Genomic DNA, 26,911 nt, shown 5'->3' with positions numbered 1-26,911 from the left:
CTATACATGACAAAATAATTGATAATGAATAAATCTAAATGAAAAATTATTGTATTCCAGTGAAAAAAGATATTTATTGCAGTACAATGAACTATTGTGTGGTTGATTCAATATAAAAATGTACGGTATGTGATTAAGGAGTATTCTTATGCAATTGATAATTACCTTTACCCTTTTAGTAGTAACAATATTCCTGTTTATATTAAATCGTTTTCGGGGAGATTTAATTGCTATCATGGCGCTACTTGCGTTTGTCACTTTGGGAATCCTTACACCACAAGAGGCGTTGGAAGGGTTTTCTAATTCAGTTGTCATCATGATTGCGGGGTTATTTATAATCGGAACAGGATTAATGCGAACTGGATTAAGTGGTATGGCAGGAAGATTGTTATTGAAGTGGTCTGGAAATAGTGAATTAAAATTGTTTGTATTACTTCTTCTCATTGTTGCGGTTGTCGGTGCTTTTATGAGTAATACAGGTACGGTGGCATTAATGATGCCGATTGTAGTAAGTATTGCATTAAGTATTCAAGTAAGTCCATCTAAGTATTTATTGCCACTATCTTATATGGCCAGCATGTCCGGCCTAATGACGCTCATTGCATCACCTCCAAACTTGATTGTTAGCCAGACTCTTGTGGATTATGGATTTGACAAGTTGGGTTTTTTCGCCATTACACCAATTGGGATGATTGCAGCGGTAGTGGTGATCCTTTATTTAGTATTCGTGCGAAATAAGCTGCTACCAAATAAAAACAAAGGAATTAGTTCAAATAACGCTTATCAGTTGTCTCCGGAGAAGATTGTAGAAGAGTATCATCTAAACGATAAATTATTTAAAGTTTACGTTCCAATGAATTCAAAAATTGTAGGGAAGAGCCTTGCTGAATTGAAATTGCCTTCGACATTCAATGTATATGTGATGAAAATACTGAAACATACAGAAGGACCAAAAGTATTTTCCTATCCTCATCAAATGGTAGCAGGGCCTAGATCTATTATCCATGCTCGAGATGTATTATATGTTCAAGGGGAGCAAGAAGATGTATATCACTTTGTAAAAGATTGTGGTTTGGTAGTTCGTGAATTTGATCGAGAGGAATCGAATGAATTAGTTTCAAAAGATATTGGTGTAGGGGAAGTATTATTAACTCCTCATTCAAGACTGATTGGAAAAAAAGTTGGTGAAATTGGATTTAGGGAAAAATACGATGTAAATATAATTGGAATTAATCGAAAAGGAGAATATTTCACAGAGAACATTGCTTCTCAAAGGCTTCGTTTTGGTGATGCAATTTTAGTTCAAGGAACTTGGGATGCGATTGAATTTTTATCCAAGGAAACGCAAGATGTAGTAGTAGTTGGACAACCAAAAGAAATGGCTGGACACATTGCAGCAACAGGAAAAGCCAAAATAGCAGCTGCCATTTTACTCTTTATGGTTGCATTAATGGTTTTTGAAGTGTTCGATGCGGTAATTTGTGTATTAATTGGAGCAGTGTTAATGATTATTACTGGTTGTTTACGGAATGTAGATGATGCTTATGATCAAATGAATTTTGAGAGTATCGTATTAGTAGCGGCAATGTTACCGATGGCGACAGCGTTAGAAAAAACCGGTGGAATGACGCTGTTAGCAGATGGCATTATACATGTATTAGGTGGTTTTGGCTCTTTTGGTGTATTAGTAGGGGTTTATCTACTGACCATTGTATTCGGACAATTTATTAGTAATACTGCTACTGCTGTTTTGTTTGCTCCAATTGCAATGAATGCCGCTTTGACGATGGATGCAAACCCATATACATTTATGATTGCAGTTGCCGCTGCAAGTGGAATGGCTTTTGCGACACCAATTGCTTCACCAACGAATTCATTAGTGTTAACTGTGGGAGGCTATACATTTACGGATTTTTTAAAAATCGGAATACCGTTACAATTGATTATGCTTATTGTGATGATGTTTGTTATTCCTTTTATATTTCCATTATAAGAAAAGGAGTGCGTCATCAAGAAGATGATGCACTCTCTTTATTTTGAATCTAAAATGATTTCAATCAATTCATCGCGATCGATTAAATATACATCGTTTGATTCTGCTAATTTTTGTGCTTGTTTTGTATAATAACTGTTTGTAATAACCCAAGCTTCTGTTGCATCGTACATTTTTAAAGCACCGATTACTTCTTGGACTGCTTTTACACCTACACTTCCGGAATATCTTTTTGCCTGAACGGCAATCGTATTTTCTCGGTCCTGTAAAATGAGGTCAGCGCCATAATCACCAGAGGTCTTTGTATACGTTACCTTAAAGCCACGTTTTTTAAAAAGCATGCCTAAAAACTCTTCAAATTCTTCGCCTGTCATTTCATCTATTTGCTTAATACCGGCTTTTCGAAGGCGAAAAAAGCCTCTTGTTTTCCACCATAATTTTATAAGGAAAGCAGTGAATAAAAAAATTCCTAATGAAATCAGTGTACCTTTCCAAGTTCTTGTAAAGTACCACCCGATGCAACCTACGAATATAAGCAGAAGCCTAAACAATACACGAGTAAATCGATTTTTCTTTTTAGTTCTCTTTGCCAACAGTCTTAACCCCTTACTGCAATTCTCAACCTATATAGTATCATAAAAAAGGGTACGTATGTTTGTGTTTGTTAAATATAACGTTTTTTTGAACTGATGAAGGAAAATATAAATAAAATTATAGAAGTTGCAATAAACAGAATATTCGGCACTGTCCAGCTACCTGTTATTTCTTGAATGAATCCGAACAAAACGGGGCCAACTGCAGCAATTAAATAACCAAAAGACTGAGCAAATCCAGAAATTTCAGATGCTTCATAAGCGTTTCTGGTACGCAATGTAAAAAGCATTAAAACAAGCCCAAAGGAAGCACCTGCCGCAAGTCCTAAAAGCATCATCCAGATGAGTATGGCATCTGTCCATTGGAATAATAGACCACTAAAACCGATGAGATAGCATAGAGTAAAGAAATAGACAATTGGCTGCTGAGATGATAATTTTTCAGCTAGTATTGGAACAAAAAATGTCATGGGCATTTGTGAGAGCTGAAAAACAGATGCCATTAAACCAGCTTTATCTAAACTGAAACCTTGTGATACTAAGATTTCTGGTATCCAAGCAGTGGAGCAGTAAAACAATAAAGACTGCATTCCCATCGCAATTGCAATTGCCCATGCGAGAGGGGATTTCCAAATTCTGTTCCCCAATTTGGCCTCTTTTTCTGTTTTGCCTTGTTCAACGTGCTCACTGCGCAGAATGGGAATCCAAGCAATCATTGTAAGCAAACCGAAAATAACAGTACATCCAAGAGCACCTTGCCACCCAGCATGTTCCGCAATAGGTTGGCTAAAAGCGAGAGATGCTGCGGCTGAGATGTTCATCGATACAGTATATATTCCCATTAACAATCCGACATGATATGGATATTTTGCTTTAAAAAAACTCGGGAACAATACATTTGCAAAAGAAATAGCAACACCTATTAATATCGTACCGATAATAAGTAAGGGGATATTTCCGGCTGATCTCAAAATAATTCCGATTGTTAAAAGAATCAATGAGTAGAACAAGGTATATTCCATGCTTAATTTACGTGAAATCTTTGGTGCGAAGGGAGAAACAATAGCAAAAGCAAGAAGCGGAATCGTCGTTAAAAATCCTGCTAAAGTATTGGAAATGCGTAAATCCTCTCGAATATAGGAGATGATAGACCCAACTCCCGTTATCGGAGTTCTTACGGTCGTAGCAAAAAAGATGATGGCTATGAAAAAAATAAAGGTTGCAAAAGTAAAATGGAGTTTATTAACAGAACTTTCTTGTTCTATCTTCATAAAAAAGACCTCCAATAATTCAAAATAACCAAAATAGTGTTATATTAATAAAGTGCCTTCTTGAACGGATACAAGAATAATAATACCTTTCAATTGTAAATTTTGGTAGGAGAATGCTTTTTCAATAATAACTAAAAAATTTTTTTCAAAAGGAAATAATGTAAGAATAGAGGAAATGGAGTTAAAAGGAGATATATCATGGGAAAAGAGATTGAAAATGATAGACAACTGAGACGAGGATTGAAAAGTAGGCATATTACAATGATTAGTTTAGGAGGAACCATTGGAACAGGGTTGTTTCTAGCCAGTGGAGCATCCGTTGCCCAAGCAGGGCCAGGGGGAGCTTTAGTAGCGTATGCCTTAATCGGGTTCATGGTTTATTTTTTAATGACAAGTTTAGGGGAAATGGCTGCCTACATGCCTTCTTCAGGTTCATTTAGTACATATGCAACAAAATTTGTGGATCCTGCCTTTGGATTTGCAATGGGGTGGAACTACTGGTACAACTGGGCAATTACAATTGCTGCAGAAATTTCAGCTGTAAATTTAATTATGAAATTCTGGTTCCCTAATAGTTCATCAGCTTTGTGGACAATCCTTTTCATTGTAGTCGTATTAACTTTTAACATATTATCAGTCAATATGTATGGCGAAAGTGAATATTGGTTTGCCATGATTAAAGTAGCCACAGTGATCATCTTTATTATTACTTCCTTCTTAATGATTTTTGGCATTATTGGTGGAGAGCCAGTCGGTTTAACAAATTTCTTTATAGATGAGGCTCCGTTTAATGGTGGTTTTCTAGCGATATTCGGAATCTTTTTAGCTGCGGGATTTTCTTTCCAAGGAACAGAATTGTTAGGAATTACAGCTGGAGAGACTGAAGATCCTGGGAAAAATATACCGAAAGCTGTACGTTCGGTATTTTGGCGTATATTACTATTCTATATATTAGCCATTCTTGCAATTGGATTATTAATTCCTTATACAGACCCACGACTATTATCAGAAGATGTAGCGGTATCACCATTTACTTTAGTATTCGATAAATTAGGGATTGCCTTTGCTGCTTCTGTGATGAATGCCATCATTTTAACTGCTATGCTTTCAGCTGGGAATTCAGGTTTATATGCTTCTTCACGTATGTTATGGCAATTGGCTGTAGACGGAAAAGCTCCGAAGATTTTTGCCAAACTAAATCGTCGAGGTGTACCAATTTATGCCTTACTTGCAACTCTTGCAGTAGGTTGTTTAGCCTTTCTATCTTCCTTCTTTGGGGATGGAATAGTTTATATGTGGCTATTAAATGCATCTGGGTTATCAGGTTTTATTGCTTGGGTTGGTATTGCCATTAGCCATTATCGATTCCGAAAAGCATATATTAAACAAGGAAGAGACTTAAATGATTTACCTTACAAATCACCTTTATATCCATTTGGGTCACTGTTTGCATTAACTTTATGTTTAATCGTCATCATTGGGCAAAATTATACGGCTTTTATCGGAACAATCGATTGGTATGGAATTGCGGTTTCGTACATCGGAATTCCTTTGTTTATCATCTTTTGGTTAGGGTATAAGATTAAACACAAAACAAAATTGATTCCGCTTGAGGAATGTAATTTAGATGTAGAGAAAAAGTAAGCCAACAACAAAAGGATATATAAGAGGCTAAATCTGTTGTTATAATGGGAAAAATGGAAAGTTTTAAGGGTTTTTCTGTCTAATCAAGTGAAAAAGATCAAAAGACTGGTAAAGGATGAGTAAAATGACGGTCTCCGTGGGTTTTTTCAGAAAAATATACGAATGGATTGTGGATGGGCATTCTGACGATATTCAATATCGGCCATTTCAAGTGGATGGGAACCCTTATAAATCGAGAGTATTTTTAGTCGGTTTATATCCGGAATCACTAGCTTATTTTGATTTAAATGATATAAAAATGTATGCTGATTCACTCGTTGATGGAGAATTGTTTGAACAATTAAACGGACTTGAAATCATTGCAGCTTCTCGGGAATATAAAGGTAGCTTGAATTTTGCACAATGGATGAAAAAAGAATTTAATGAAAACGTTGTTTTGACGAATGTAAATTGTCTTCTTGCAAAGGATTATAAACAGTTTAAGCAAATGAAAAAAGAAAATCATTTACTATATCTCTCGGGAAAACAGTTGTTTGAAAAAGTGCTGAATGAATTTTCACCAGAAATTATCATCATTCAAGGTTCTAAAGCGTTTGATGAATTTCGAGAAATTTATCAAGAACGTTTGATTCATAAAGTAGAAACGTTTGAGACAGGTACTGTACAAGAACTTGAAAAATTAGGAGTTATTGCAGAATATCCCCTCGAAAACGGTGAGAATGTCAAAGTTATTGCATGCCGTAATATGTCTTACTTTGGCAAAGAAGGAGCAGCGTTTGGAACTGTAAAAGAAGTAATTGGCCGCCTATTGAAATAGTTTTTTGTGATAGTTTAGAAAAAACAGAAAATGCGAACAATTCATCTGCTCATTAGTTGAAATTTCACCGATTTCCGAATAATACATGTGTTTTTTTAAAGAAATATCTTGCATTCGACATATGACGTGTTTATAATAATAAACATTCAAAAATAAATACCACACTCATATAATCGCGGGAATATGGCTCGCAAGTTTCTACCGACTTACCGTAAATAAGTCGACTATGAGGGGATTGTCTAGATTTGTCGGATGTTAGTACATATGCACAAGTCTATGTGCTTTCGATATACTCGAAAGGCTTATTCCTCATAGGAAAGGTCTTTCGAGTTTTTTTATTAAAGGAATGATGAAAGGGCGAATTTTTAATGGATCTGTTAAAAGAAAAAATAGCTCAAGAAGGGAAAGTGCTTTCGGACACTGTGCTAAAAGTGGATTCTTTTTTGAATCATCAAATTGATCCGCTTTTAATGAGAGAAATTGGCGAAGAATTTGCGAATCGATTTAAGGATGAAGTGATTACAAAAATTTTAACAATTGAATCTTCCGGTATCGCACCTGCGACGATGTTAGGTTTGACTATTGGTGCAGAGGTAGTATTTGCACGCAAGAAAAAATCATTAACTTTATCTGGAAATTTATATACTTCGCAAGTTTACTCATTTACAAAACAAGAAACAAACGAAATATCCGTTTCAAAAGACTTTTTATCCCCAGACGATAATGTGTTAATCATCGATGATTTTTTAGCAAATGGTGAGGCGGTAAAAGGATTATTGGATATAGCTAAACAAGCAGGGTGTAAGATCGTTGGAGTTGGCATTGTGATTGAAAAAGGATTCCAAAATGGTGGGAAAGTGTTGCGAGAACAAGGTATTCGTGTAGAGTCTTTAGCCATTATCAAATCTTTAAAAAATAACACAATCGAGTTTGCTGAATAATTGATTGTTTAATTATTTCGAGGAGGAACATGATTTCATGACGAATGGAAAAGCAATTACCCTAGGTATACAGCATTTATTAGCGATGTATGCTGGAGCTATTTTAGTACCGTTAATTATTGGGAGTTCATTAGGGTTTGATGAGCAGCAGCTAACGTATTTAGTGGCAATTGATATTATGATGTGTGGCGTCGCTACCTTGTTACAGGTAATGAGGGGGAAAGCTTTCGGAATTGGTTTGCCTGTCGTATTAGGATGTACATTTACTGCGGTATTTCCGATTATTTCAATTGGCCAGAGTAAAGGTATCGGTGCGATTTATGGAGCTATTATTGCTTCTGGATTTATTATTATTCTCATATCAGGAGTATTCGGAAAGTTAGTAAAATTTTTCCCTCCTGTTGTGACAGGTTCTGTTGTTACAATTATCGCAATTTCATTAGTTCCAGTTGCCATGAATAACATGGGCGGAGGACAGGGAGCACCAGATTTTGCTTCGGCTTCCAACCTCACATTAGCGTTAGTTACTCTCATAATGATCTTATTGATTTATAGATTTACAACAGGCTTTATTCGTTCCATCTCCATATTATTAGGCTTAGTGTTCGGAACAATTATAGGTATTTTTATGGGGAAAGTTGATTTTTCGCCTGTATTAGAAGCAGGATGGTTCCATATGGTACAACCATTTTATTTTGGAACGCCAACCTTCGACTTGGCTTCAATCCTTACAATGACGCTTGTTGCGATGGTTTCGTTAGTAGAATCGAGTGGTGTCTATTTTGCATTAGGTGATATTGAGAAAAAGTCAATTTCAGCAAGTGATTTGGCACGCGGCTATCGATCAGAAGGATTGGCTTCAATCATTGGTGGAATCTTTAATGCATTTCCATATACAACGTTTTCACAAAATGTTGGATTAATTAAAATGACAGGGGTAAAAGATCGAAAAGTCATCATTATTACTGGGGTAATGCTCGTTGCTTTAGGCTTTTTACCAAAAATCGCAGCACTAACAACAATTATTCCAACAGCTGTACTAGGTGGAGCTATGCTTGCAATGTTTGGAATGGTATTGACGCAAGGTATTACAATGCTTGCACCTGAAATTTTGAAATCACCAGAAAACACGATGATTGTCGCAATTTCTGTAGCCCTTGGTGCAGGTGTTGCATTTGTACCAAATATTTTTGAAGTATTGCCAGGTAGTCTATCCATTTTAACGTCTAATGGAATTGTTTGCGGTTCATTATCAGCGATTATGTTAAACATCATATTTAATATGATTGGTCCAAAAAAAGTAGATTCCATGTATGCAACAACAGCAGAAGAGTAATATAAAAGAAATAACCGACGAGCCAATTGCTCGTCGGTTATTTCTTTTTGTGCGCCCGGCATGTACATGAACTATAGGGTGTAAGTCCCGAACCCCGAAGACAGAAGTAGAGGTTAGCCAAGAGCAAGGGTGTCCGTGGTGACGCGGAATCTGAAGGAAGCTGGAGGCAAAACACCGGTCCGAGGAACACGAACCTCATATAAGGCTAGGTATGATTGAGTGAGTTTGCAAAACAAAACAAAGCTCTTTCTGTCGAAGGTCATATCGAGTAGATGAGGCGGATAGATGGTGTGAAAGTGCATGTACTTACCCGGGGAGGTCTGGCGGATAGGTGAAGTACGCTTCATAACCTACTTAGTGATAAGTAGCTGAACCGTCAGAAGTCAGCAGAGGTCATAGTATTAGTTGGTCTAGAACAACTAAGAAGGACCGAACAATTAAGAGAGAATAGCCCTTGGCATTCAGTGAGTCATGATGAAAACAGAAAACGTAGTACCTCACTTGAGGAAGGAAGCGGTGAATCCCGTGGGGGACCTCTTGGAGGGTGGAGTGACCACTGGCATAAAGAGAACAGCTATTCACGGAAGGAGAATAACGATGCTTTTGAATCAAATCCTGTCACGGGAGAACATGCTTCAAGCACTAAAACGTGTAGAACAGAATAAAGGAAGCCACGGAGTAGATATGATGCCCGTACAAAACCTACGACAGCACATAGTCGAAAACTGGCTATCTATTAAGGAGGCAATTCTCAAGGGAACTTATGAACCAATGCCAGTCCGCAGAGTCGAAATCCCGAAACCTGACGGCGGTGTTCGTTTACTAGGAATCCCTACCGTAACAGACCGTTTGATTCAACAAGCAATCGCCCAAGTACTTTCAAAAGTGTATGACCCTACATTCTCTGAAAACAGCTACGGATTTAGACCAAACCGAAGTGCCCATGATGCGGTGAGGAAAGCGAAAGAATATATAAGAGATGGACATCGATGGGTTGTAGATATGGACTTGGAGAAATTCTTTGATAAGGTCAACCATGACAGATTAATGGGTACACTCGCGAAGAGAATCCAAGATAAACCATTACTGAAATTGATTCGTAAGTATTTACAATCGGGAGTCATGATTAATGGTGTGGTGTCAAGCACATTAGAAGGAACTCCACAAGGAGGACCATTAAGTCCGCTACTATCTAACATTGTACTAGATGAACTAGATAAAGAATTGGAAAGAAGAGGACACAAATTCGTTCGATATGCGGATGACTGTAACATTTACGTGAAAAGTAAACGAGCAGGACTTCGCACAATGGCAAGCATTCAACGATTCATTGAAGGAAAACTACGACTGAAAGTAAATGAAAAGAAATCAGCGGTCGACCGTCCATGGAAACGTAAGTTTCTAGGATTTAGCTTTACCTATCATAAAGAGCCAAAGGTTCGTATCGCAAAAGAAAGCCTTAAACGAATGAAGAATAAAGTTCGTGAAATCACATCACGCAAGATGCCCTACCCGATGGAATACCGCATTCAGAAACTGAATCAATATCTAGTGGGATGGAGTGGATATTTTGCGTTAGCAGACACCAAATCTATATTCCTTGAATTAGATAAATGGATTCGTAGAAGACTTCGAATGTGTCTATGGAAGAACTGGAAGAAACCGAAAACAAAGATACGCAACCTTATTCAGCTTGGCGTACCACAATGGCAAGCGTATGAATGGGGAAATACTCGGAAGAGTTATTGGCGTATTTCAAATAGTCCAATATTACACAGAACCCTTGGTAACTCCTATTGGAGAAACCAAGGGTTGGAAAGTCTTGAAGCTCGTTATGAAAACTTGCGTCAATTATCTTAATTGAACCGCCGTATACGGAACCGTACGTACGGTGGTGTGAGAGGACGGGAGTTAATCGCTCCCTCCTACTCGATTAGGGGTATGTTAAGGGATGAAAACACAAATTTAGAAATTTAAGCATTTGGATAAATCATCTTTTTCGGATCTACATATTCATCGAATTGTTCTTCTGTTAGTAAGCCAAGAGAAAGTGCAGCTTCTTTTAAAGTAGTGCCTTCCGCATGAGCTTTTTTCGCTATTTTTGCTGCATTTTCATAACCGATGTAAGGATTTAATGCAGTAACAAGCATTAAAGAATTTTCTAAGTTGCGCTCAAGTACTTCATGGTTCGGTTCAATGCCTATAGCACATTTGTCGTTGAAGGATTTCATTGCATCAGCTAAAAGTCGGGCTGATTGAAGGAAGTTATAAATAATGACAGGTTTAAATACGTTCAATTCAAAGTTTCCTTGACTAGCAGCAAAAGCAATTGTTGCATCGTTACCGATTACCTGAGTAACAACCATCGTCATAGCTTCAGATTGAGTAGGATTTACTTTACCAGGCATAATCGAACTTCCTGGCTCATTTGCTGGAATAATAATTTCACCAATACCGCTACGAGGACCACTAGCAAGCCATCTAACATCGTTCGCAATTTTCATTAAGTCTACAGCTAAGGCTTTTAAAGCACCATGTGCAGCAACAATTTCATCGTGGCTTGTTAATGCATGGAATTTATTTTCAGATGAAACAAATTGTTTGCCGGTAATATTACTAATTTCTTCTGCCACCATGTCTCCGAATTTTGGATGAGCATTGATGCCAGTACCAACTGCAGTACCTCCGATGGCTAAGCTCTTTAAATACTCGGTATTATGTTTAATCATTTGTTCTGAGCGTTCTAGCATATAATACCAGCCGCTAATTTCTTGTCCAAGTGTTAAAGGTGTTGCATCTTGTAAGTGGGTACGACCGATTTTAATGATATCTTTGAAAGCTTCTGATTTTTCTTTTAATGTATTTTTCAAAAGTTGTAATCGAGGCAACAAATAGTCTTCTACCATTTCAACAGCAGCGATATGTAATGCTGTTGGGAATGTATCGTTCGAACTTTGACTCATGTTGACATCATCATTTGGATGAACTTTCTCCGATGATCCTTGTTCTATTAATAATTGATTTGCACGGTAAGCAATAACTTCATTCACGTTCATGTTAGATTGAGTACCGCTACCTGTTTGCCAAACAACTAGTGGGAATTGGTCATCCCATTTACCTTCTAGAATTTCATCTGCTGCTGAAATTATGGCATCTGCTTTTGCTGGTGATAATTTATTTAATTTTTTATTGGCGATCGCTGCAGATTTTTTTAGTATTGCAAATGCTCGAATGACTTCTATTGGCATTTTTTCATCGCCAATTTGGAAGTTTTCTTTACTACGTTGTGTTTGGGCGCCCCAAATTTTATCAGCAGGTACACGTACTTCACCTAACGTATCTTTTTCTATACGATATTCCATTTTGTACAACTCCTTCGTATTAGTATATGTATTTCAAATAAAAAATAGTATTGATTATAGAATTTTGGCTGCAACATAATAGTTGCAGCCTAGAAATGTCTATATATAGGGGGATATAGACATAATTTGGAGAAAATAAAATGGAAAATATTGTTCCCGAGATATATTTTGGGGGGTTCAGCTCGGAAATTTCTATTTACGATAATGATAATCATTATCAATTAAATTGTCAACAGGAAATTCATCATAATTTGAAAAAATCACCATTCAGCTCTTTCTAATTCTTCTGCAATGATTTGCAAATCGTAAGACGTAATCACAAATAGCTCATATGGATTGCGTTCCATGTATTTCTCAACCAGTCGCTTTAAATATTTTGGAGATCCTTCATGTTCTTCATCATAGACAAGTAATAGGGCATCGGTATTTTGAATAATAAATTTATCTTTTTCAACAAATTGCCAAGGTGCTTCATATGGTCTTTTTGTTATACTTGTCACAAAATCTGCTTGACTAATAATGTAAGCGTATTGTTGTTGTCTTTGTTCATTCCAATTTTTCTCGATATCTAAAAAAGGTGTAATAACGGAATATTTCAATTGAGGAAATTCATTTTTTAGTTCAATGACAACTTCTGCAGTCCATATTTCAACACCGAGTTGTCCACTGACGATGACCCATTCTAATCCATCCTCAATCAAACTTCTCAATTCATTCTCAATGGCTTTTTTTATGATTTGGATGCCAGGATGTTTTTCGTTAAATATACCTAATTCATGGGGTCTGTATCCTGACACATAAAGCGATTGAATCATTCTAATCCCTCTCTTAATATAAGGAATAGTTTTGCTATATATTAATTGAATATCATAATGTAATGAGAATAAAAAAATCAATAAATAAGGCTGTTTAGAAATTTTAACTTTCTAAACAGCCATAAATGAATTGCATTTAGTGCATGTTAGTGAATATTATATATTCTCTTAATTTGCACTTTCTGCATTCTCAAGAACTTCTTTAATTCGTTCAAGTGCCCAATCAATTTGTTCTTTCGTAATGATTAATGGTGGGGCAAAGCGAATTACATATTCATGAGTTTCTTTACATAATAGACCTTTTTCCTTTAATTGTTCGCAATATTTGCGAGCAGGTTCATGAAGTTCAACCCCTATGAATAAACCTCTTCCTCGCACTTCCTTAATAATAGGTGATGAAATTTTTAAAAGTTCTTCTTTAAAGTATTGTCCTAGCTCAAGTGAACGTTCCACTAATTTTTCTTCTTCGATGACTTCAAGGGAAGCGATTGAAACAGCACAAGCTAGTGGGTTACCACCAAAAGTAGAACCATGAGAACCAGGATTTAATACCCCTAAAATATCATCGTTTGCCACCACAGCAGAAATTGGCATTACGCCTCCGCCGAGTGCTTTTCCAAGAATATAAACATCCGGCTCAATATTCTCCCACTCGCAAGCGAACATTTTTCCTGTACGGCCAAGTCCAGTTTGTATTTCGTCCGCAATAAACAATACATTATGTTCTTTACAAAGTTTTGCTGCTTCTTTTAAGAATCCTTCAGGAGGTACAATGATCCCTGCTTCTCCTTGAATAGGTTCAAAAATAAAAGCTGCAGTGTTTGGTGTAATAGCGTTTTTTAATGCCTCAATATCACCGTATGGAATTAATTTAATTCCTGGAATTAACGGTCCAAAACCGCGTTGATATTCTTTCTCAGATGAAAGAGAGACAGGAATCATAGTGCGGCCATGGAAGTTTCCATTGCAACCGATGATTTCAGCTTTATTTTCTTCAACGCCTTTCACATCATAAGCCCAACGGCGAGCAACTTTAATCGCTGATTCCACAGCTTCTGCACCAGTATTCATTGGTAAAACCATGTTTTTTCCGGTGATTTTACATACTTTTTCATACCATGGACCAAGTTGGTCGTTATGGAATGCACGAGAAGTTAAAGTTACTCGATCTGCTTGATTCTTTAATGCTTGAATGATTTTTGGATGTCGGTGACCTTGGTTTAGAGCAGAATAAGCAGATAGCATATCCATATATTCTTTACCTTCTGGATCTTTTACCCATACTCCTTCTGCTTCACTAATCACAATTGGTAGTGGGTGGTAGTTATGAGCACCAAGCTTTTCTGTAATTTCTATAATTTCTTTTGTTGTTTTAACCATTGAAAAATCCCCCTTAATGTACTGAAGCATAAAAAAATTGTGTTTTTTAGCAAAATTGCTTATAAATTCATTATATATGATAGATGTGATTTTTTAATCGAAAGAATTTAAATTATCAATAATATTATAATAATTTGCTCTTTTTATTAGGCATTAGAGTTCAATTGAAACTTTTTTCCAAAGACTTATGAAGGATAAAAATAGAAGGTTATCCAGAAACTGTGTTAAACTGGATAACCATTTTGATTAATGATAAGAATTCAGTTGGTTTTTCCAAAACATTGCAATGATAATACTTAAAATTAATATGATTGTTGCAAAGTAGTATGGATAATTATAATTCATATCAAATAAGATACCACCAATGATAGGGCCAAAGATATTTCCGATGCTTGTAAACATGGAATTCATGCCCCCTACAAAACCTTGTTCATTTCCTGCAATTTTTGAAAGATAGGATGTAATTCCTGGACGAATTAAATCAAAGCCAACAAAGACAATCCAACAAGTTAACATGATTGTCCAGTAAGAATTTACAATTGTCATAACGAACACTAATAGGCCTGACATAATTAAACTAATTCGAACAACGTTAATTTCTCCGAACCGCTTTGTTAATGCATCAAATAATAAAATTTGCACAACTGCTCCAACAATACCACCGCCTGTAACGATTATGGCGATATCTTTTGGTGTAAATCCAAATTTATGATCAATAAATAGGCTAAATAATGACTCGAAGGAAGCTAAACTGAATGTCGATAGGAAAATAATAATAAACGAAATAAGATACATTGGAATAAAAATTCGTTTCCAACCAATTTTTTCATCTTTGAACACTTTCGGATGCTCTCTACGTTCAGGCTCCTTCAAAATAAAAATGGAGGCAATGGCTACTAATGCTCCCAAAACACTGGCAGCAAAGAATGGCACACGAATTCCAAATTCCGCTAAAAATCCGCCTATACCAGGCCCTACAATAAATCCGGTATTAATCGCGGCAGACATAAATCCAAGGGCTTTCGGACGTTCGCTTTCAGATGTGATATCCGCAATATATGCAGTAATCGCAGGCATGATGCATGCGCCACTAATTCCACCTAAAATTCTTGATAGGAAAAGAATCTCAAGGCTCTTAGCAATACCAAATAACAACTCTGAAAAACTAAATAAAAAAAGACCGATGATAATCATTATTTTCCGGCCGTATTGATCCGTCCATTTTCCTGTAATGGGAGAAGCGATTAGTTGAGCTAATGCAAAAGCAGCTACCATGTTTCCTACTACGGTGCCGCTTAAGGATAATTCATTCATTAATGAAGGCAAGACAGGGATAACTAGGCTAATACCAACAAAGGTAATAAAAATATTTCCAAGTAATAGAGCTAAGGCAACTTTTTGAGATTTTGATTGCATAAATATCCCCTTTGAATTTTTTATCTATAAAATTATTTTTAAATAGCAGTAGTGATATTGTAACGGTACATTTACAGAAATTGAAAGTGCAAAAAGGTCTATTCCTATTTAAACCTTTACGAAAGACTGAGTCAAGGAAACACAAATGTTTCAGAATACTTACATAAAATAGTAAAAGGGGAAAAGACATAACAAAAAAAGGATGGCTACTTGCCATCCATGAATGATAATGGGATTTGTGGAAGAAATGTGTGCTCACTCACCACTCGCCGTCGAATAAGGGGTGTACAATGGTTACTGGGAATGCAAATTCGGAGAGACGTTCCCAACTAAATAAATGGAGGTAACAATGATCAAACTATAAACTCCACCCTCATGCCAACCTAAGAAGTTAGAAGTCAAGGATACAATATGCGCCCAAACCATTCCTGTTGTGAAGGGATCTATTCACCGTGGACTTAACTTTACAGATCCTTTTCAATGAAACAAATACAGGCTCTTATTTTTACATCGTTATATAGGGAGTTCAAATTGATTTAATGTAGAAGGCTGTATTTGTTCATTATCACAATACAGGAAATGGGTATCCTCGATTTATGCCAATTAAAAGTTTGTTACATCAAATTGAAAGGAATAATTGTTTCCGTTCATATATATCCCTAGGATAACGTAATTCCCGTTACAATAATTAAATTTCTCACCTCCTTTTGTTTTCATCATATTCATTTAATAGTTTATATGAAGGGACAATTAGCCAACATTTTGATAATAATAAACAATCATAACGAGAAAAATTAGAGATAAAAGTCTATTATTGAACTAAACTGTTTTCTTTACTTCACTCTTAAGAAAAACTACAACTATTTTCGGTTTTTCAAGTAATAAAGAATTAATTATTACTAATTCAGAGATCATTTGATGAGAAAATACTTTTCAATGAAAATGATTTTGTATAAACGAAATACATATGTATAAAAAGGGAGAATTATTGATGAGAATTCATAAAGTCATTGTTCGTCATGTAAAAATGCCAATGAAAAATCCATTTACAACAAGCTTTGGCACGTTACATGATAAATCTTTTTTATTGTTGGAAGTTCACACGGATGAAGGAATTGTTGGATTTGGTGAATGCGTTGCTTTCGAAGCGCCGTGGTATAGTGAAGAAACCGTAAAAACTTGTTGGCATATGCTAGAAGATTTTTTGATTCCAATGATTTTACAGAAGAACATTCATCATCCAGATGATGTAAGTAAAATGTTTGCAGGTATACGGAAAAACAAAATGGCCATTGCATCGATTGAAGGGGCAATTTGGGATCTTTACGCACAACAGTCTAATCAACCTTTAGCAAAAGTCCTTGGAGGAAATAAAGAAAAAATAGATGTAGGAGTGAGTCTCGGTATTCAATCGACAATCGAAAAGCAGATTGAAGTGGTCGGGAAGTACATTGCAGAAGGATATAAAAGAATTAAAGTCAAAATAAAGCCTGGATGGGATGTGGAAGTCATCAAAAAGCTGAGGGAAGCATTCCCAAATGTTCCAATGATGGCAGATGCGAATTCAGCATATACTTTAAGAGATATCGACTTATTAAAACAGTTGGATGAGTATAATTTGATGATGATTGAACAACCGTTAGCTTATGACGATATTGTGGATCATGCGACACTTCAAAAGCATTTGAAGACCCCTATTTGTTTAGATGAAAGTATTATATCTCTTGAAGATGCGCGAAAGGCGATTGAATTGGGTAGTTGTGGTGTTATAAATATCAAAATTGGACGAGTTGGAGGTTTGTCTGAAGCAATCAAAATTCATGATTATTGCCAATCAAAGGGCATACCGGTTTGGTGTGGTGGAATGCTCGAGGCAGGAATTGGCCGAGCGCATAATATCGCTTTAACATCACTATCAAATTTCGTTTTACCTGGAGATACTGCAGGGTCAAGCCATTATTTTGAGGAAGATATCATAAATCCCGAAGTTGTTGTGAAAGATGGAACCATTCAAGTGCCACAAACTGTAGGAATAGGGTACGAGCCTAATAGAAAGATAATTGAAAAATATACAGTTTCCTCGAAAGTTTACAATTGAATAAGAGCATTCCAAACGATTATTGAATTAGAGAAATGGGGGAAATGGTGAGGAATAGTTTAAAAATTGGGGGAGCATTTGTCGGGTTAATGATCGGGGGAGGCTTTGCATCTGGACAAGAGATATTACAATTTTTTATTTCCCATGGCTGGTATGGACTGTTTGGGGTTATCGCTGCTAGTGTACTATTTTCTTTTTTAGGAATGAATATAGCAACATTAGGATATTCTTTGAAAACAACATCCCATAAAGAAGTCGTACTTTATATTGCAGGTTCAACATTCGGCTCGATCATCGATTGTCTCATAACGGTGTTTTCTTTTTGTATTACGGTTGCTATGTTTGCAGGGGCAGCGAGTGCTTTTGAAGTGCTATTTGGAATAAATGGTTTTATTGGTAGTTTCTTTATGATGATATTCACAATTTTCACACTGATGCTCAATGTAGAAAAAATTATAAGTGTACTTGCCCTAGCAATCCCCTATTTAATCATCGTGATTTTCATACTAGTGATAGCTTCAATTTTAACGATGGATGGTAGTTTCAATGAACATATAGAAATGGCGAATCAATTATCAACAGGGCATTGGCTATTAGCAGCACTTTTATATGTTTCGTATAATTTAGCGGTAGGGTTGCCAATGCTTGCGGTAATGGGGAGTACTGTGAACAGTAGAAGAGAGGCAGGAATGGGTGGAATTATTGGTGGATTATTAATGGGCATGTTGATCCTATTAGTTTATGTGGCGCTAATGGCAAAAATGGATGTGATTTTTGGGAAGCCGATGCCTACATTAGTAATTGCCTTACATATACATCCCATTATTGGTGTGCTGATGGCTATTACTTTAATTATAATGATTTATAGTACAGCAGTCGGTGTACTTTATTCTTTTGTCATTCGATTTGTATCACCAAAGTCCAAAACGTATAAATATTTTCTCATTGTTTCTGCCCTCATTGCATTTTTTGCAAGCTTTATCGGGTTTACTACCATTGTGAAAACTGTGTATTCCATTATGGGATATTTTGGGTTTGTCGTAATAATCATCACTTGTTGGATGTGGCTAAAAAGAAAAGGGAGCTTAACCTGAGGCAATTCTCAGGTTTTTTTATTTATGAAAGAACCAATCAGTCATGATTCACATATACAATGGGGTAACGGTATTTTACTCGTTAGGAGGAACAACATGTATCCATATTGGCAACCACATCAGTTTGACATCTTGCCTAGCTTAATGCCCCCCTTTGACCAATCAAAAGGCCCCTCTGTAGTAGCTTATCAATTGAGTGACGTTACCGGTGATGGAGTGCTTGATGGAATTTTTCTGATAGCCTCAAAACTCGACGATAGTCCTTATTTAAGCAATATGAGTCTAGTTGTTCAAAATGGTTTCACCCATGAAATATCCGTATATCATTTAAGAGATGTAGCAGGATATAATCCAACGATTTGGACGGGAGATTTAACTGGTGATCAGGTAAATGATATTCTAGTAACTGTTCAATCCGGTGGAAGCGGAGCGATAGTCTTTGCTTATGTATTTTCGTTTTTACATGGCAAGTTAGGGAAAATTTTTGATTCTATTAAGTTTAATGAAGAACGGCAGTATGAAGTAAACTATAAAGACAATGCAGAAGTAATGGTAACGAGCAGGAATCCTAACATACGTTATCTATTAAATATTCGTTATAAAGGAAAAGAGTATTTAAATGAAATATATGATTCCAATGGAAAGCTAAAGGAACCTATTCAAGGTTGGGTAGATCCTGCTAGTGGGATATATCCAATTGATCTAACGGGAGATGGGAAGTATTCATTATTAACGATGGAAAAAATCGCCGGGAGATATCATGCAGATGGTTTAGGATACGTTGAGAACGTTTTAAATTGGAATGGACGAGAATTTGAAGCGGTGAGTCAACATGTTGCAATTAATGGAGCAAGTTTCTAATATATTTTCTGCAAATAAGTTAAAATGGTTTTGAATATAGTCAACGATTAATAAGTCGCTTCTTCAATGAAGCGACTTGATTTTTTTTGATTTCTCTTAAAAAAATAATAGTCTACTGTTGAAATAAATACTTGTCAAAATTGGCTATTATTATATGGTTAGACTTTAGGGATGCAATGTAATGCTTCCTCTGTGCTTGAGAAAGGTGGCCGGATTAATAGTAAACGTTCAATATAGTTTTTTACTTCTTCAGGTAATTGTAATTCTTCTTGCCAACTTCTCTCTTTACTTTCTGTAGGAGTATAGGATGAGTAAAGTAAAAAGAGTAGAAAATGACCGAGAAAATAAAGATCACTACAATGATTTGCAGCCTTTTTTGGATTTTTAACTTCCTCAATCTTTTGCTTCGGGTTTAAATAAGTAGCTAATCCAAAATCAATAATAGAGAGCTTTCCTTGATGGACTAATACGTTAGGGATTCTTAAGTCGCGGTGCACAATACCTTTATGATGAATTTGGACGACCATTTCTAGAAGTATTTTTAAAATATGAAGGGATTCAGGTAAAGAATAAACATGACCTTCTTCAAAGATTGTTTGCTCAAAAGTGCGGCCTTCCATATAATCCATCACGAAAAAAGGGATATTTTCAACTTCATTTTCAACAATGACGGAAGGGACAAAGGGAAAATTTAATTCTTTAAGAATTTGGATTTCCTTTTGAAATCTTTGACGTAATTTCTTAGAATGTCGATATTTCGTTTTTAGACGTTTCAGGACATATTTTTTTCCGGTCTGCTTGTCTGTTAGTAAATAAACAATACCATAAGCACCAATACCAAGTACCTTTGAAAAAGAATAGTTTGTATTTTCATTTATATATGTTTCAAATAGGCGGTGGTACTTGTTTTCAAGAAAATACCGAATCATCGTTTAACTGCTGAAGAAACTTCTTGAACTGAAGAAGCTACCGGAACGAAAAATACCACTGCTTTTATGTCCACGTTTGTAATAATGATGTCCGTAAAAGTTATGCCTTTTTGTGAATCTTCTATAGTTGGAAGAAGAATGACGTTTTCCCCCCATGATGGACTTGAAAAATTTATCGATCATGCTAAACTTCCTCCTTTTCAAAAAGCCATTTTTGAATATGTACGAATTATCAATAAAGAAGTTTCATAAAAAACGATTCGACGACAGGAGTCAACATATTATTTATCACCCATTAGGTAGAATTAAAAAAAACTTAAAAAATTTTGAAACCATTTTGATAGAATCTTCGTATCTATAAACGGGTCACATAAATTGGTAACAAAGTATAAGAGTTTCCAGTAAAGGGATATGTTACAATTATTGTAAATGTGGCTAACTATTATGTGTCGGAGGAGGAGAAAAATGAAGAAAACAAGATTCTTTTCTATTTTACTAGCAATTGTTTTATTGTTAGCGGTCCCGTTTGGGAGTGCAGGTGCAGCTGGCTTTACAGATGTAAGTGGTAAACATTGGGCTTCATACGAAATCAACCGCTTAGTAAGCAAAGGGGTTATTAAAGGGTATGAAGACAATTCGTTCAAGCCAAATCAAACTATAACACGTGCTCAAGCTGCAGTTATATTATCAAGAGTATTAAAACTTGATACAAGCAAAGATCCAAAGATTGTATATAAGGATGTTTCAAAAGATTATTATGCATATGACGCTATTGCTGCTGTAACAAACGCTGATATTATGAAAGGGTCTAATGGTGAATTCAGACCGAATGATGATGTTACTCGTGCACAGATGGCGATTATTTTAACAAATGCCTTCAAATTAAAAGGTAATGGAACAACATCTTTTAAAGATGTAGCGAAAGATTTCTATGCATATGAAGCAATTGATGCTCTGTATGCAAATGAAATTACAACGGGTAATGAACAAAATGCCTTCAATCCAAATCAACCTACGACACGTGCTCACTTTGCAGTATTCTTATCAAGAGTATTGGATAAACAATATGCAAATGATCCAATTGTACAAGAACTAAAAGAAATTTATCAAAAAGAATTTGAATTGAATTCTTATGAATTTGAAGGAACAATGAATTACGGTTTTGAATTCCCTACAATTGAGGGAGCAACTGAAGAAGCAACTGCAATCTTTGATATGTTTAAAGATATTCATGTCGATTTCAAAGGGGTTTATCAAAAAGACCCATTACAACTTGAAATGGATATGACATTTAAACTAAACGGACCGTTCCCAATTGGTGATATTAAACTGCCAGTTGTGATGACTGCTGATAAAATGTGGATTCAAATTCCTGAACTGCCATTTGCCCCAACTCCAGAAGAGTTTAAAGGTAAATTTATTGAAATGGATTTTGCTGAGCTTTCAGAAGTAACTGGACAGCCTGCTCCTGTATTGGATATAGAATTACAGCAAAAATTTAATGAAGAATTGTTCGATCTCTTCTTTGATCACTTCGGTGGGGAGTATTATGAAGAAGTATCTAAAGATGCAATTCAAGTACCAGAAGGTATTGAAGTAGACAAAGTAATTAAATTTGAAATGACGAATGATGAATTAACGCCTTTCATTCAAAAACTATTTAATAAAATTTTACCTGAATTCGTTGCATTATTGGAAAACCCAGAATACGCCAAAGCACTTGGTGTTACTTCCGAAGATATCGAGATGTTAAAACAATCGCTGGAAGCTGCAGAATTAGATATTAAAGATTTTGTTGGTGAAATTAATAATTATGTGACATTAAATGAATTGAAAGAATATATTGCTGTACATCCAGAAAAATATATTGGCTATGATGTGTTAAATTTTGATATAGACTTTACAATGGAAGGCGAAACATTCGGATTAAAAATAAACTATAAAATGGGTAAATCGAATGTAAATGAAAAACCAAACTTTGTGATTGGTATACCAGATGCGACAAAGATTATTAAGTTTGAAGATTTAATTAACTTCGAAGGGGTCATTGAAGATTAATTTCTAATAATTTAGTACGAGTCTTTTAGTGTCCATTTTGCCGCACAGTGCATGTTAAGTGTCCTGTGCGGTTTTTATTCAGAATGAGAAGTGATGAAATAGAAACATTTAAGTTAATTCGAAACAGAAAAATAAAATAAATGTGAAAAGTAGCTAAGTAATACTTTAATAAAAATGATTTTTTTGTTATTATACCAATAAAACATATAAAACAACTTGGTATACTTTGGTTGTTAATATTCAACAAAAGGTGTTTTTAGGATACAAACACATCTTTTTCTCCTCTTTCAATGAAGATGAATATATGCCTATGTAGCGTTGAAATAGCTACATACATTGAAATTAGCTTGAAGAAAAGGGGGAAAAAGCGTGTATCCTTTTTTTAACGACAATGATAATAATAATCAATTTGATTTTGATGATGATGTAACGCGTAGAGGGTTTCAAGGCCAGCCATCAAGGTTCCCAGGTATGCCAGGAGGATTCCCTGGTGCACCAGGGGGAGGCCAAGGCGCACCGGGAGGATTCCCAGGTACACCAGGAGGATTCCCAGGTACACCAGGAGGATTCCCAGGTACACCAGGAGGATTCCCAGGTACACCAGGAGGATTCCCAGGTACACCAGGTGGATTCCCAGGCGCACCGGGAGGATTCCCAGGTACACCAGGAGGATTCCCGGGTGCACCAGGGGGATTCCCAGGTACACCAGGAAGACCACCTGGAGGACAAATGACTCCACCTGCAGCTCCGCCTCCAAGTTTCACACCTCAACTTAGCTCATTCCAAGGAACAGCTGAATTTGGTCGTCGCAGTGGAGGACGAGGAATTGGGAGATGTTTGTTCCGCAATACTTTTATTTGGTTAACGAATGGTAATAGCTTCTGGTTCTATCCGATGTTTGCTTTCGGTAACTCAATTATTGGTTTCCGTTGGAGAGGAAATCGAGGTTGGGTTTACGATGTATTAAATCGTCAACGTATTGCATTCTTCCAATGCTATTAATTTAATGATATACAATATTGAATTTCAATGGATATGCCTATGTTTGAAGTGAGCGATTTTCCGCGTCACTTTTAAACATAGGCCGTTAACTCTAAAAATAGTTCTACTCCGTTCATTATAAAAAGAATAAGTAGTTCTTTTTTTTATTTTGAAAGAATAATAATTAGAAAGAATGAAGGAGGGTAGCAAGAGTGGAAAAAATACAGAAAACCCGTGAAAAGCTTTTGCAAAGTGTTCGTTCCTTGTCTAATGAACAATTAAATGCAGTACCTGAAGAAGGGAAATGGTCAATCGCTCAAGTGTTAGAGCATTTATATTTAATGGAAATGAATACGGTAGATGGAATATTGGAAACGCTATCAAAAGATGAATACAATCCAACTGAAGAAAAACCCCTTTACCATATATTAGATCGTACGGTGAAACGAGTAGCGCCAGATGATTTAACACCTTCAGAGAAATTTCAAACATTAGAAGAGCTTATACAAAAATTAGAAAAATCTAGAGAAGCATTGTTGCAAAGTATTGAAGGTGTTAGTGAAGAAGATTTAGAGCAAAAATCTTTTATTCATAGAAGGTACGGGCTATTATCAATACGACAGTGGGTATCATTAATTGGCTATCATGAAGAGCGTCATTTGCAACAGATTGAAGAAATAAAAGGGACGTTATTAAAGAAGGTTAATTAATGAAACACCTTCGATTATCGTAGGTATAATCGAAGGTGTTTTTAGATTTTAGGAAGAAGTAATATGCTTGTTGTCGAAACTGAAATGTTAACTTGAAAAAACTGTTTCTCCTCTACTGCTTATGTTTCTTCCACTATTTCTCGTTTTATCCTCGTTTAAATTTGCATGATTACCACAACAATAAACTAGTAACATCTTATTAATGTGATTCTCAATTCTAGAGTAAATATCCCAAACATAGAATAATTTTTTTCTAAATGAATATATATACTATAAAGTTGTGTCCATTTTATTACGAAAAAGGAAATTTTTATAACAACATATAAAAGGGGGGAGGGCTTGAGTTGCCTATGGTGGAAATGGGATTTTCCATACTTATTTTGTTCATCCTTTCACAAGCTTTTATATATATACAAACAAAACGTAGAGAAAAATCAAGAGAATATAAAGAAATTGCTCAACATTTCGTCCTGCCATATTTAAATGAAGTGTTATTATTTATCGAGTTAAAAACTGATCATCGCAAAGAAACAGGGGTACCGATGATTGAAATTAGTTCAGATGAAGTCGTAGGTAAAATACAGGAAAAGATTAGTTATGGAAATGCGAAGTTAATGAATGCGCTTTATCGTTACTTTAATTCGGCAGCGTATTTTGAAGGTCGAGGAGAGGCAAAAAATCTAGCGACTTATGAGGTGTTCTATCATTATTTAGATCATGCTTATAATTCGATTGAAAAAAGCGAATTCAAAGACGAGCAATTATTAAATAACATATTAAAATGCCAAAAAATTTATGGAATTGCTTTCGTTTTGACTTCCATTTTAGGCAATGATGAATCGTTAAAAATTCTTTCGTATAAATGGCTTTGGAGTCATCACTTTTTAAATAAAATTCCACTGCATTTATTAGAAGATTTAATTCATAACTATAATAATTCAAAAACAGAAGAGCATAAGTTGTTAAAGTTTTTAAGCATTATAAAGCAAGATTTCCATGAGTCACCAGAGATCGATCGATTCCATGAATTAAAAAATTATTTGGAAGAAGCTTTCATAATTGTAGAAAAGCGCTGGTTAAATTATAGTAGCTAGTATTGGCTACTTTTTTTATTCATATTTTACTTTTAGTTTCATATAAAAAATGATAACTTCTATTTTTGTGAAGTTATTTATATATAATTATAAAGGGTTTAAGCGAGTCAGCACTAATTTATTTAGAAAGTAAGGTGAAACAATGAGAGCTTATATTTTAAAATTGACATTCGAAGGAATTAAACCAGAAGTTTGGCGAAAGGTGATTATACCGGTTGGAGCAACCTTTAATCGACTGCACGAAACGATACAGTACGTAACAAATTTTAAAAGCTATATGGAACCCTATCATCATTTTTGCTTCCCTTTGGAAGATGTTATGATTACAAATAATGAAGAATTAATTGAACAGAAAGAATTGAACGGAAAAAAGGTAAAGCAACCTAGCCGCATTAAAATTGATCAATATATTGAGAAGAACGGTAAAATTCTTTATCAATATGATTTCGGGGATAATTGGGAAATCACCATAACGTTAGAAGATACCGTAGATGATTATTATTTTGGCTATCCGACTTTGCTAGACGGCGGAGGTATGGCACCGCCAGAAGATGTTGGGGGACCAGTTGGATATATGAATTTTTTAGAAATTATTCATGACCCAACTCATCCACAATATACTTCAACTCGAGAATGGGCTGAATCGGTCGGATATAAACCGTTAAATATAGACCATATTAATTCTCTTTTAAAACATGTAAAATTCAAAAAGACAGAATGGGAACATATTCATCATGAAAATTATTTAATTATATCTGACAAATATAGGGGTTCTGAAGTTATCGATCCAGAAAAAGTAGCGAATAAAGAATTAATATATGACTATATTGTAAGTTGTACGAACTTATATGGAATTGTTCCAAATTATAAAGTAATACACATTTACAATTTGCAAAACAAGCCAAAAATTACGAGTAAAGAATTACAAGCAATTACAACGGATTCAAAATATAAAAAACTACTTGAAGAAGCTAATGTCGTTGTAAAATTAGATCGTTTTATTCATAAAACTCTTGAAGAGAACAATATTACGGAAAAATTGGAACAACTTGTGGTTGGGAAGCCATTTTACATTCCTGAAAAAGAAGAATTACTGCGTTATAAAGATGAGTTCTATTATGAAGAAACGAAGTATCATCGAGAACTTATTAAAATACTAGAAAGAGTTGAAGGGCTAGAAAGTAGATTGATTCAAGAGTTAGTGGATGATTTTGTATGGAAAATCAAGGTGATGAATTATAAATTTAATATCATCATGAGGGAATTTTTAAATCAATTTGTGTTTGAAAATGTCAATCAGGTTAACGAAATAACAAGGGTGATTTTTTCCATTGCAAATACTACAAGACTTTGGGACAATCGTGGGTATACTCCAAAGGAATTAACAGATCTTTCAAAACCAAAACAAACGAAAGTAGTAGTTGGTGCTAAAATTGGCCGCAACGATCCATGCCATTGCGGAAGCGGGAAAAAATATAAAAAATGTTGTGGTAGGTAATTAAAAAAACCAAGGTGATC

Annotated in this window: 21 protein-coding genes and 1 riboswitch; of the genes, 14 read left to right on the top strand and 7 right to left on the bottom strand. The window is 35.4% G+C overall.

Annotated features, from left to right (window positions below):
- The first annotated feature begins 148 nt into the window (after nucleotides 1–148).
- The gene (locus NST00_RS02225) at nucleotides 149–1,993 is read left to right on the top strand and encodes an SLC13 family permease (RefSeq protein ID WP_016837597.1); all 1,845 of its coding nucleotides are present in this window, start codon (nucleotides 149–151) and stop codon (nucleotides 1,991–1,993) included.
- 38 nt (nucleotides 1,994–2,031) lie between these two features.
- Here NST00_RS02225 and NST00_RS02220 read toward each other — a convergent pair whose 3' ends face one another.
- The gene (locus NST00_RS02220) at nucleotides 2,032–2,586 is read right to left on the bottom strand and encodes a restriction endonuclease (RefSeq protein ID WP_016837598.1); all 555 of its coding nucleotides are present in this window, start codon (nucleotides 2,584–2,586) and stop codon (nucleotides 2,032–2,034) included.
- Nucleotides 2,587–2,657: 71 nt separating this feature from the next.
- Nucleotides 2,658–3,857 (bottom strand): CynX/NimT family MFS transporter, encoded by a 1,200-nt coding sequence (locus NST00_RS02215; RefSeq protein WP_016837599.1) that lies wholly within the window; start codon nucleotides 3,855–3,857, stop codon nucleotides 2,658–2,660.
- Between the two features lie 198 nt (nucleotides 3,858–4,055).
- On the opposite strand from NST00_RS02215, the gene NST00_RS02210 reads away from it, so the two are divergent.
- From NST00_RS02210 to ltrA, 5 genes are all read left to right on the top strand, one after another.
- Nucleotides 4,056–5,501 (top strand): amino acid permease, encoded by a 1,446-nt coding sequence (locus tag NST00_RS02210; RefSeq protein WP_016837600.1) that lies wholly within the window; start codon nucleotides 4,056–4,058, stop codon nucleotides 5,499–5,501.
- Between the two features lie 124 nt (nucleotides 5,502–5,625).
- Entirely contained in the window at nucleotides 5,626–6,318 is a 693-nt protein-coding gene (locus tag NST00_RS02205; RefSeq protein WP_016837601.1) for a hypothetical protein, read from the top strand.
- A 145-nt stretch (nucleotides 6,319–6,463) separates the two neighbouring features.
- A riboswitch (purine riboswitch) is annotated at nucleotides 6,464–6,565 on the top strand.
- 121 nt (nucleotides 6,566–6,686) lie between these two features.
- On the top strand, nucleotides 6,687–7,259 hold the full coding sequence (locus tag NST00_RS02200) for a xanthine phosphoribosyltransferase (protein ID WP_016837602.1): 573 nt from the start codon (nucleotides 6,687–6,689) through the stop codon (nucleotides 7,257–7,259).
- Between the two features lie 37 nt (nucleotides 7,260–7,296).
- Nucleotides 7,297–8,595, top strand: coding sequence for a nucleobase:cation symporter-2 family protein (locus tag NST00_RS02195; RefSeq protein WP_016837603.1), 1,299 nt, complete (start codon nucleotides 7,297–7,299; stop codon nucleotides 8,593–8,595).
- Nucleotides 8,596–9,192: 597 nt separating this feature from the next.
- The gene (gene ltrA, locus NST00_RS02190; RefSeq protein ID WP_340710146.1) at nucleotides 9,193–10,455 is read left to right on the top strand and encodes a group II intron reverse transcriptase/maturase; all 1,263 of its coding nucleotides are present in this window, start codon (nucleotides 9,193–9,195) and stop codon (nucleotides 10,453–10,455) included.
- 113 nt (nucleotides 10,456–10,568) lie between these two features.
- Here the strand turns inward: ltrA and fumC are convergent, their stop codons facing one another.
- The 4 genes from fumC to NST00_RS02170 all read right to left on the bottom strand — a co-directional run bounded on the left by fumC (nucleotide 10,569) and on the right by NST00_RS02170 (nucleotide 15,568).
- On the bottom strand, nucleotides 10,569–11,957 hold the full coding sequence (gene fumC, locus NST00_RS02185) for a class II fumarate hydratase (RefSeq protein WP_016837604.1): 1,389 nt from the start codon (nucleotides 11,955–11,957) through the stop codon (nucleotides 10,569–10,571).
- 260 nt (nucleotides 11,958–12,217) lie between these two features.
- Complete coding sequence (locus tag NST00_RS02180; RefSeq protein ID WP_168412474.1) at nucleotides 12,218–12,772, bottom strand: DUF1273 domain-containing protein; 555 nt, start codon at nucleotides 12,770–12,772, stop codon at nucleotides 12,218–12,220.
- A 168-nt stretch (nucleotides 12,773–12,940) separates the two neighbouring features.
- Nucleotides 12,941–14,152 (bottom strand): ornithine--oxo-acid transaminase, encoded by a 1,212-nt coding sequence (locus NST00_RS02175; protein WP_016837606.1) that lies wholly within the window; start codon nucleotides 14,150–14,152, stop codon nucleotides 12,941–12,943.
- Nucleotides 14,153–14,398: 246 nt separating this feature from the next.
- Nucleotides 14,399–15,568 carry an MFS transporter gene (locus tag NST00_RS02170; RefSeq protein WP_016837607.1) on the bottom strand — a complete coding sequence of 390 codons (1,170 nt, stop codon included), beginning with the start codon at nucleotides 15,566–15,568 and terminating at the stop codon, nucleotides 14,399–14,401.
- Nucleotides 15,569–16,559: 991 nt separating this feature from the next.
- Between NST00_RS02170 and menC the strand changes: the two genes are divergently transcribed.
- From menC to NST00_RS02155, 3 genes are all read left to right on the top strand, one after another.
- Entirely contained in the window at nucleotides 16,560–17,666 is a 1,107-nt protein-coding gene (gene menC, locus NST00_RS02165) for an o-succinylbenzoate synthase (protein ID WP_168412473.1), read from the top strand.
- A gap of 47 nt (nucleotides 17,667–17,713) precedes the next feature.
- Nucleotides 17,714–18,760, top strand: a complete 1,047-nt coding sequence (locus NST00_RS02160; protein ID WP_168412472.1) for a YkvI family membrane protein — start codon at nucleotides 17,714–17,716, stop codon at nucleotides 18,758–18,760.
- 96 nt (nucleotides 18,761–18,856) lie between these two features.
- Nucleotides 18,857–19,621, top strand: a complete 765-nt coding sequence (locus NST00_RS02155) for a VCBS repeat-containing protein (protein WP_340709604.1) — start codon at nucleotides 18,857–18,859, stop codon at nucleotides 19,619–19,621.
- Between the two features lie 158 nt (nucleotides 19,622–19,779).
- Here NST00_RS02155 and NST00_RS02150 read toward each other — a convergent pair whose 3' ends face one another.
- Nucleotides 19,780–20,550 (bottom strand): serine/threonine protein kinase, encoded by a 771-nt coding sequence (locus NST00_RS02150; RefSeq protein WP_016837611.1) that lies wholly within the window; start codon nucleotides 20,548–20,550, stop codon nucleotides 19,780–19,782.
- Between the two features lie 465 nt (nucleotides 20,551–21,015).
- On the opposite strand from NST00_RS02150, the gene NST00_RS02145 reads away from it, so the two are divergent.
- The 5 genes from NST00_RS02145 (at nucleotide 21,016) to NST00_RS02125 (ending at nucleotide 26,891) form a co-directional block, all read left to right on the top strand.
- On the top strand, nucleotides 21,016–22,608 hold the full coding sequence (locus NST00_RS02145; RefSeq protein WP_340709603.1) for an S-layer homology domain-containing protein: 1,593 nt from the start codon (nucleotides 21,016–21,018) through the stop codon (nucleotides 22,606–22,608).
- A gap of 369 nt (nucleotides 22,609–22,977) precedes the next feature.
- Complete coding sequence (locus tag NST00_RS02140) at nucleotides 22,978–23,610, top strand: hypothetical protein (RefSeq protein ID WP_340709602.1); 633 nt, start codon at nucleotides 22,978–22,980, stop codon at nucleotides 23,608–23,610.
- 191 nt (nucleotides 23,611–23,801) lie between these two features.
- Nucleotides 23,802–24,299, top strand: coding sequence for a DinB family protein (locus NST00_RS02135; RefSeq protein WP_016837614.1), 498 nt, complete (start codon nucleotides 23,802–23,804; stop codon nucleotides 24,297–24,299).
- Between the two features lie 344 nt (nucleotides 24,300–24,643).
- A complete protein-coding gene (locus tag NST00_RS02130) occupies nucleotides 24,644–25,393 on the top strand; it encodes a hypothetical protein (RefSeq protein ID WP_016837615.1) in 750 nt (249 codons plus the stop codon).
- 142 nt (nucleotides 25,394–25,535) lie between these two features.
- Nucleotides 25,536–26,891, top strand: coding sequence for an IS1096 element passenger TnpR family protein (locus tag NST00_RS02125; protein WP_168412467.1), 1,356 nt, complete (start codon nucleotides 25,536–25,538; stop codon nucleotides 26,889–26,891).
- Nucleotides 26,892–26,911 lie beyond the last annotated feature (20 nt).

The sequence above is a fragment of the Ureibacillus sp. FSL K6-0165 genome, from assembly GCF_038004285.1.
GTDB lineage: Bacteria > Bacillota > Bacilli > Bacillales_A > Planococcaceae > Ureibacillus > Ureibacillus thermosphaericus.
This window is presented reverse-complemented; position numbering and strand designations above follow the sequence as displayed.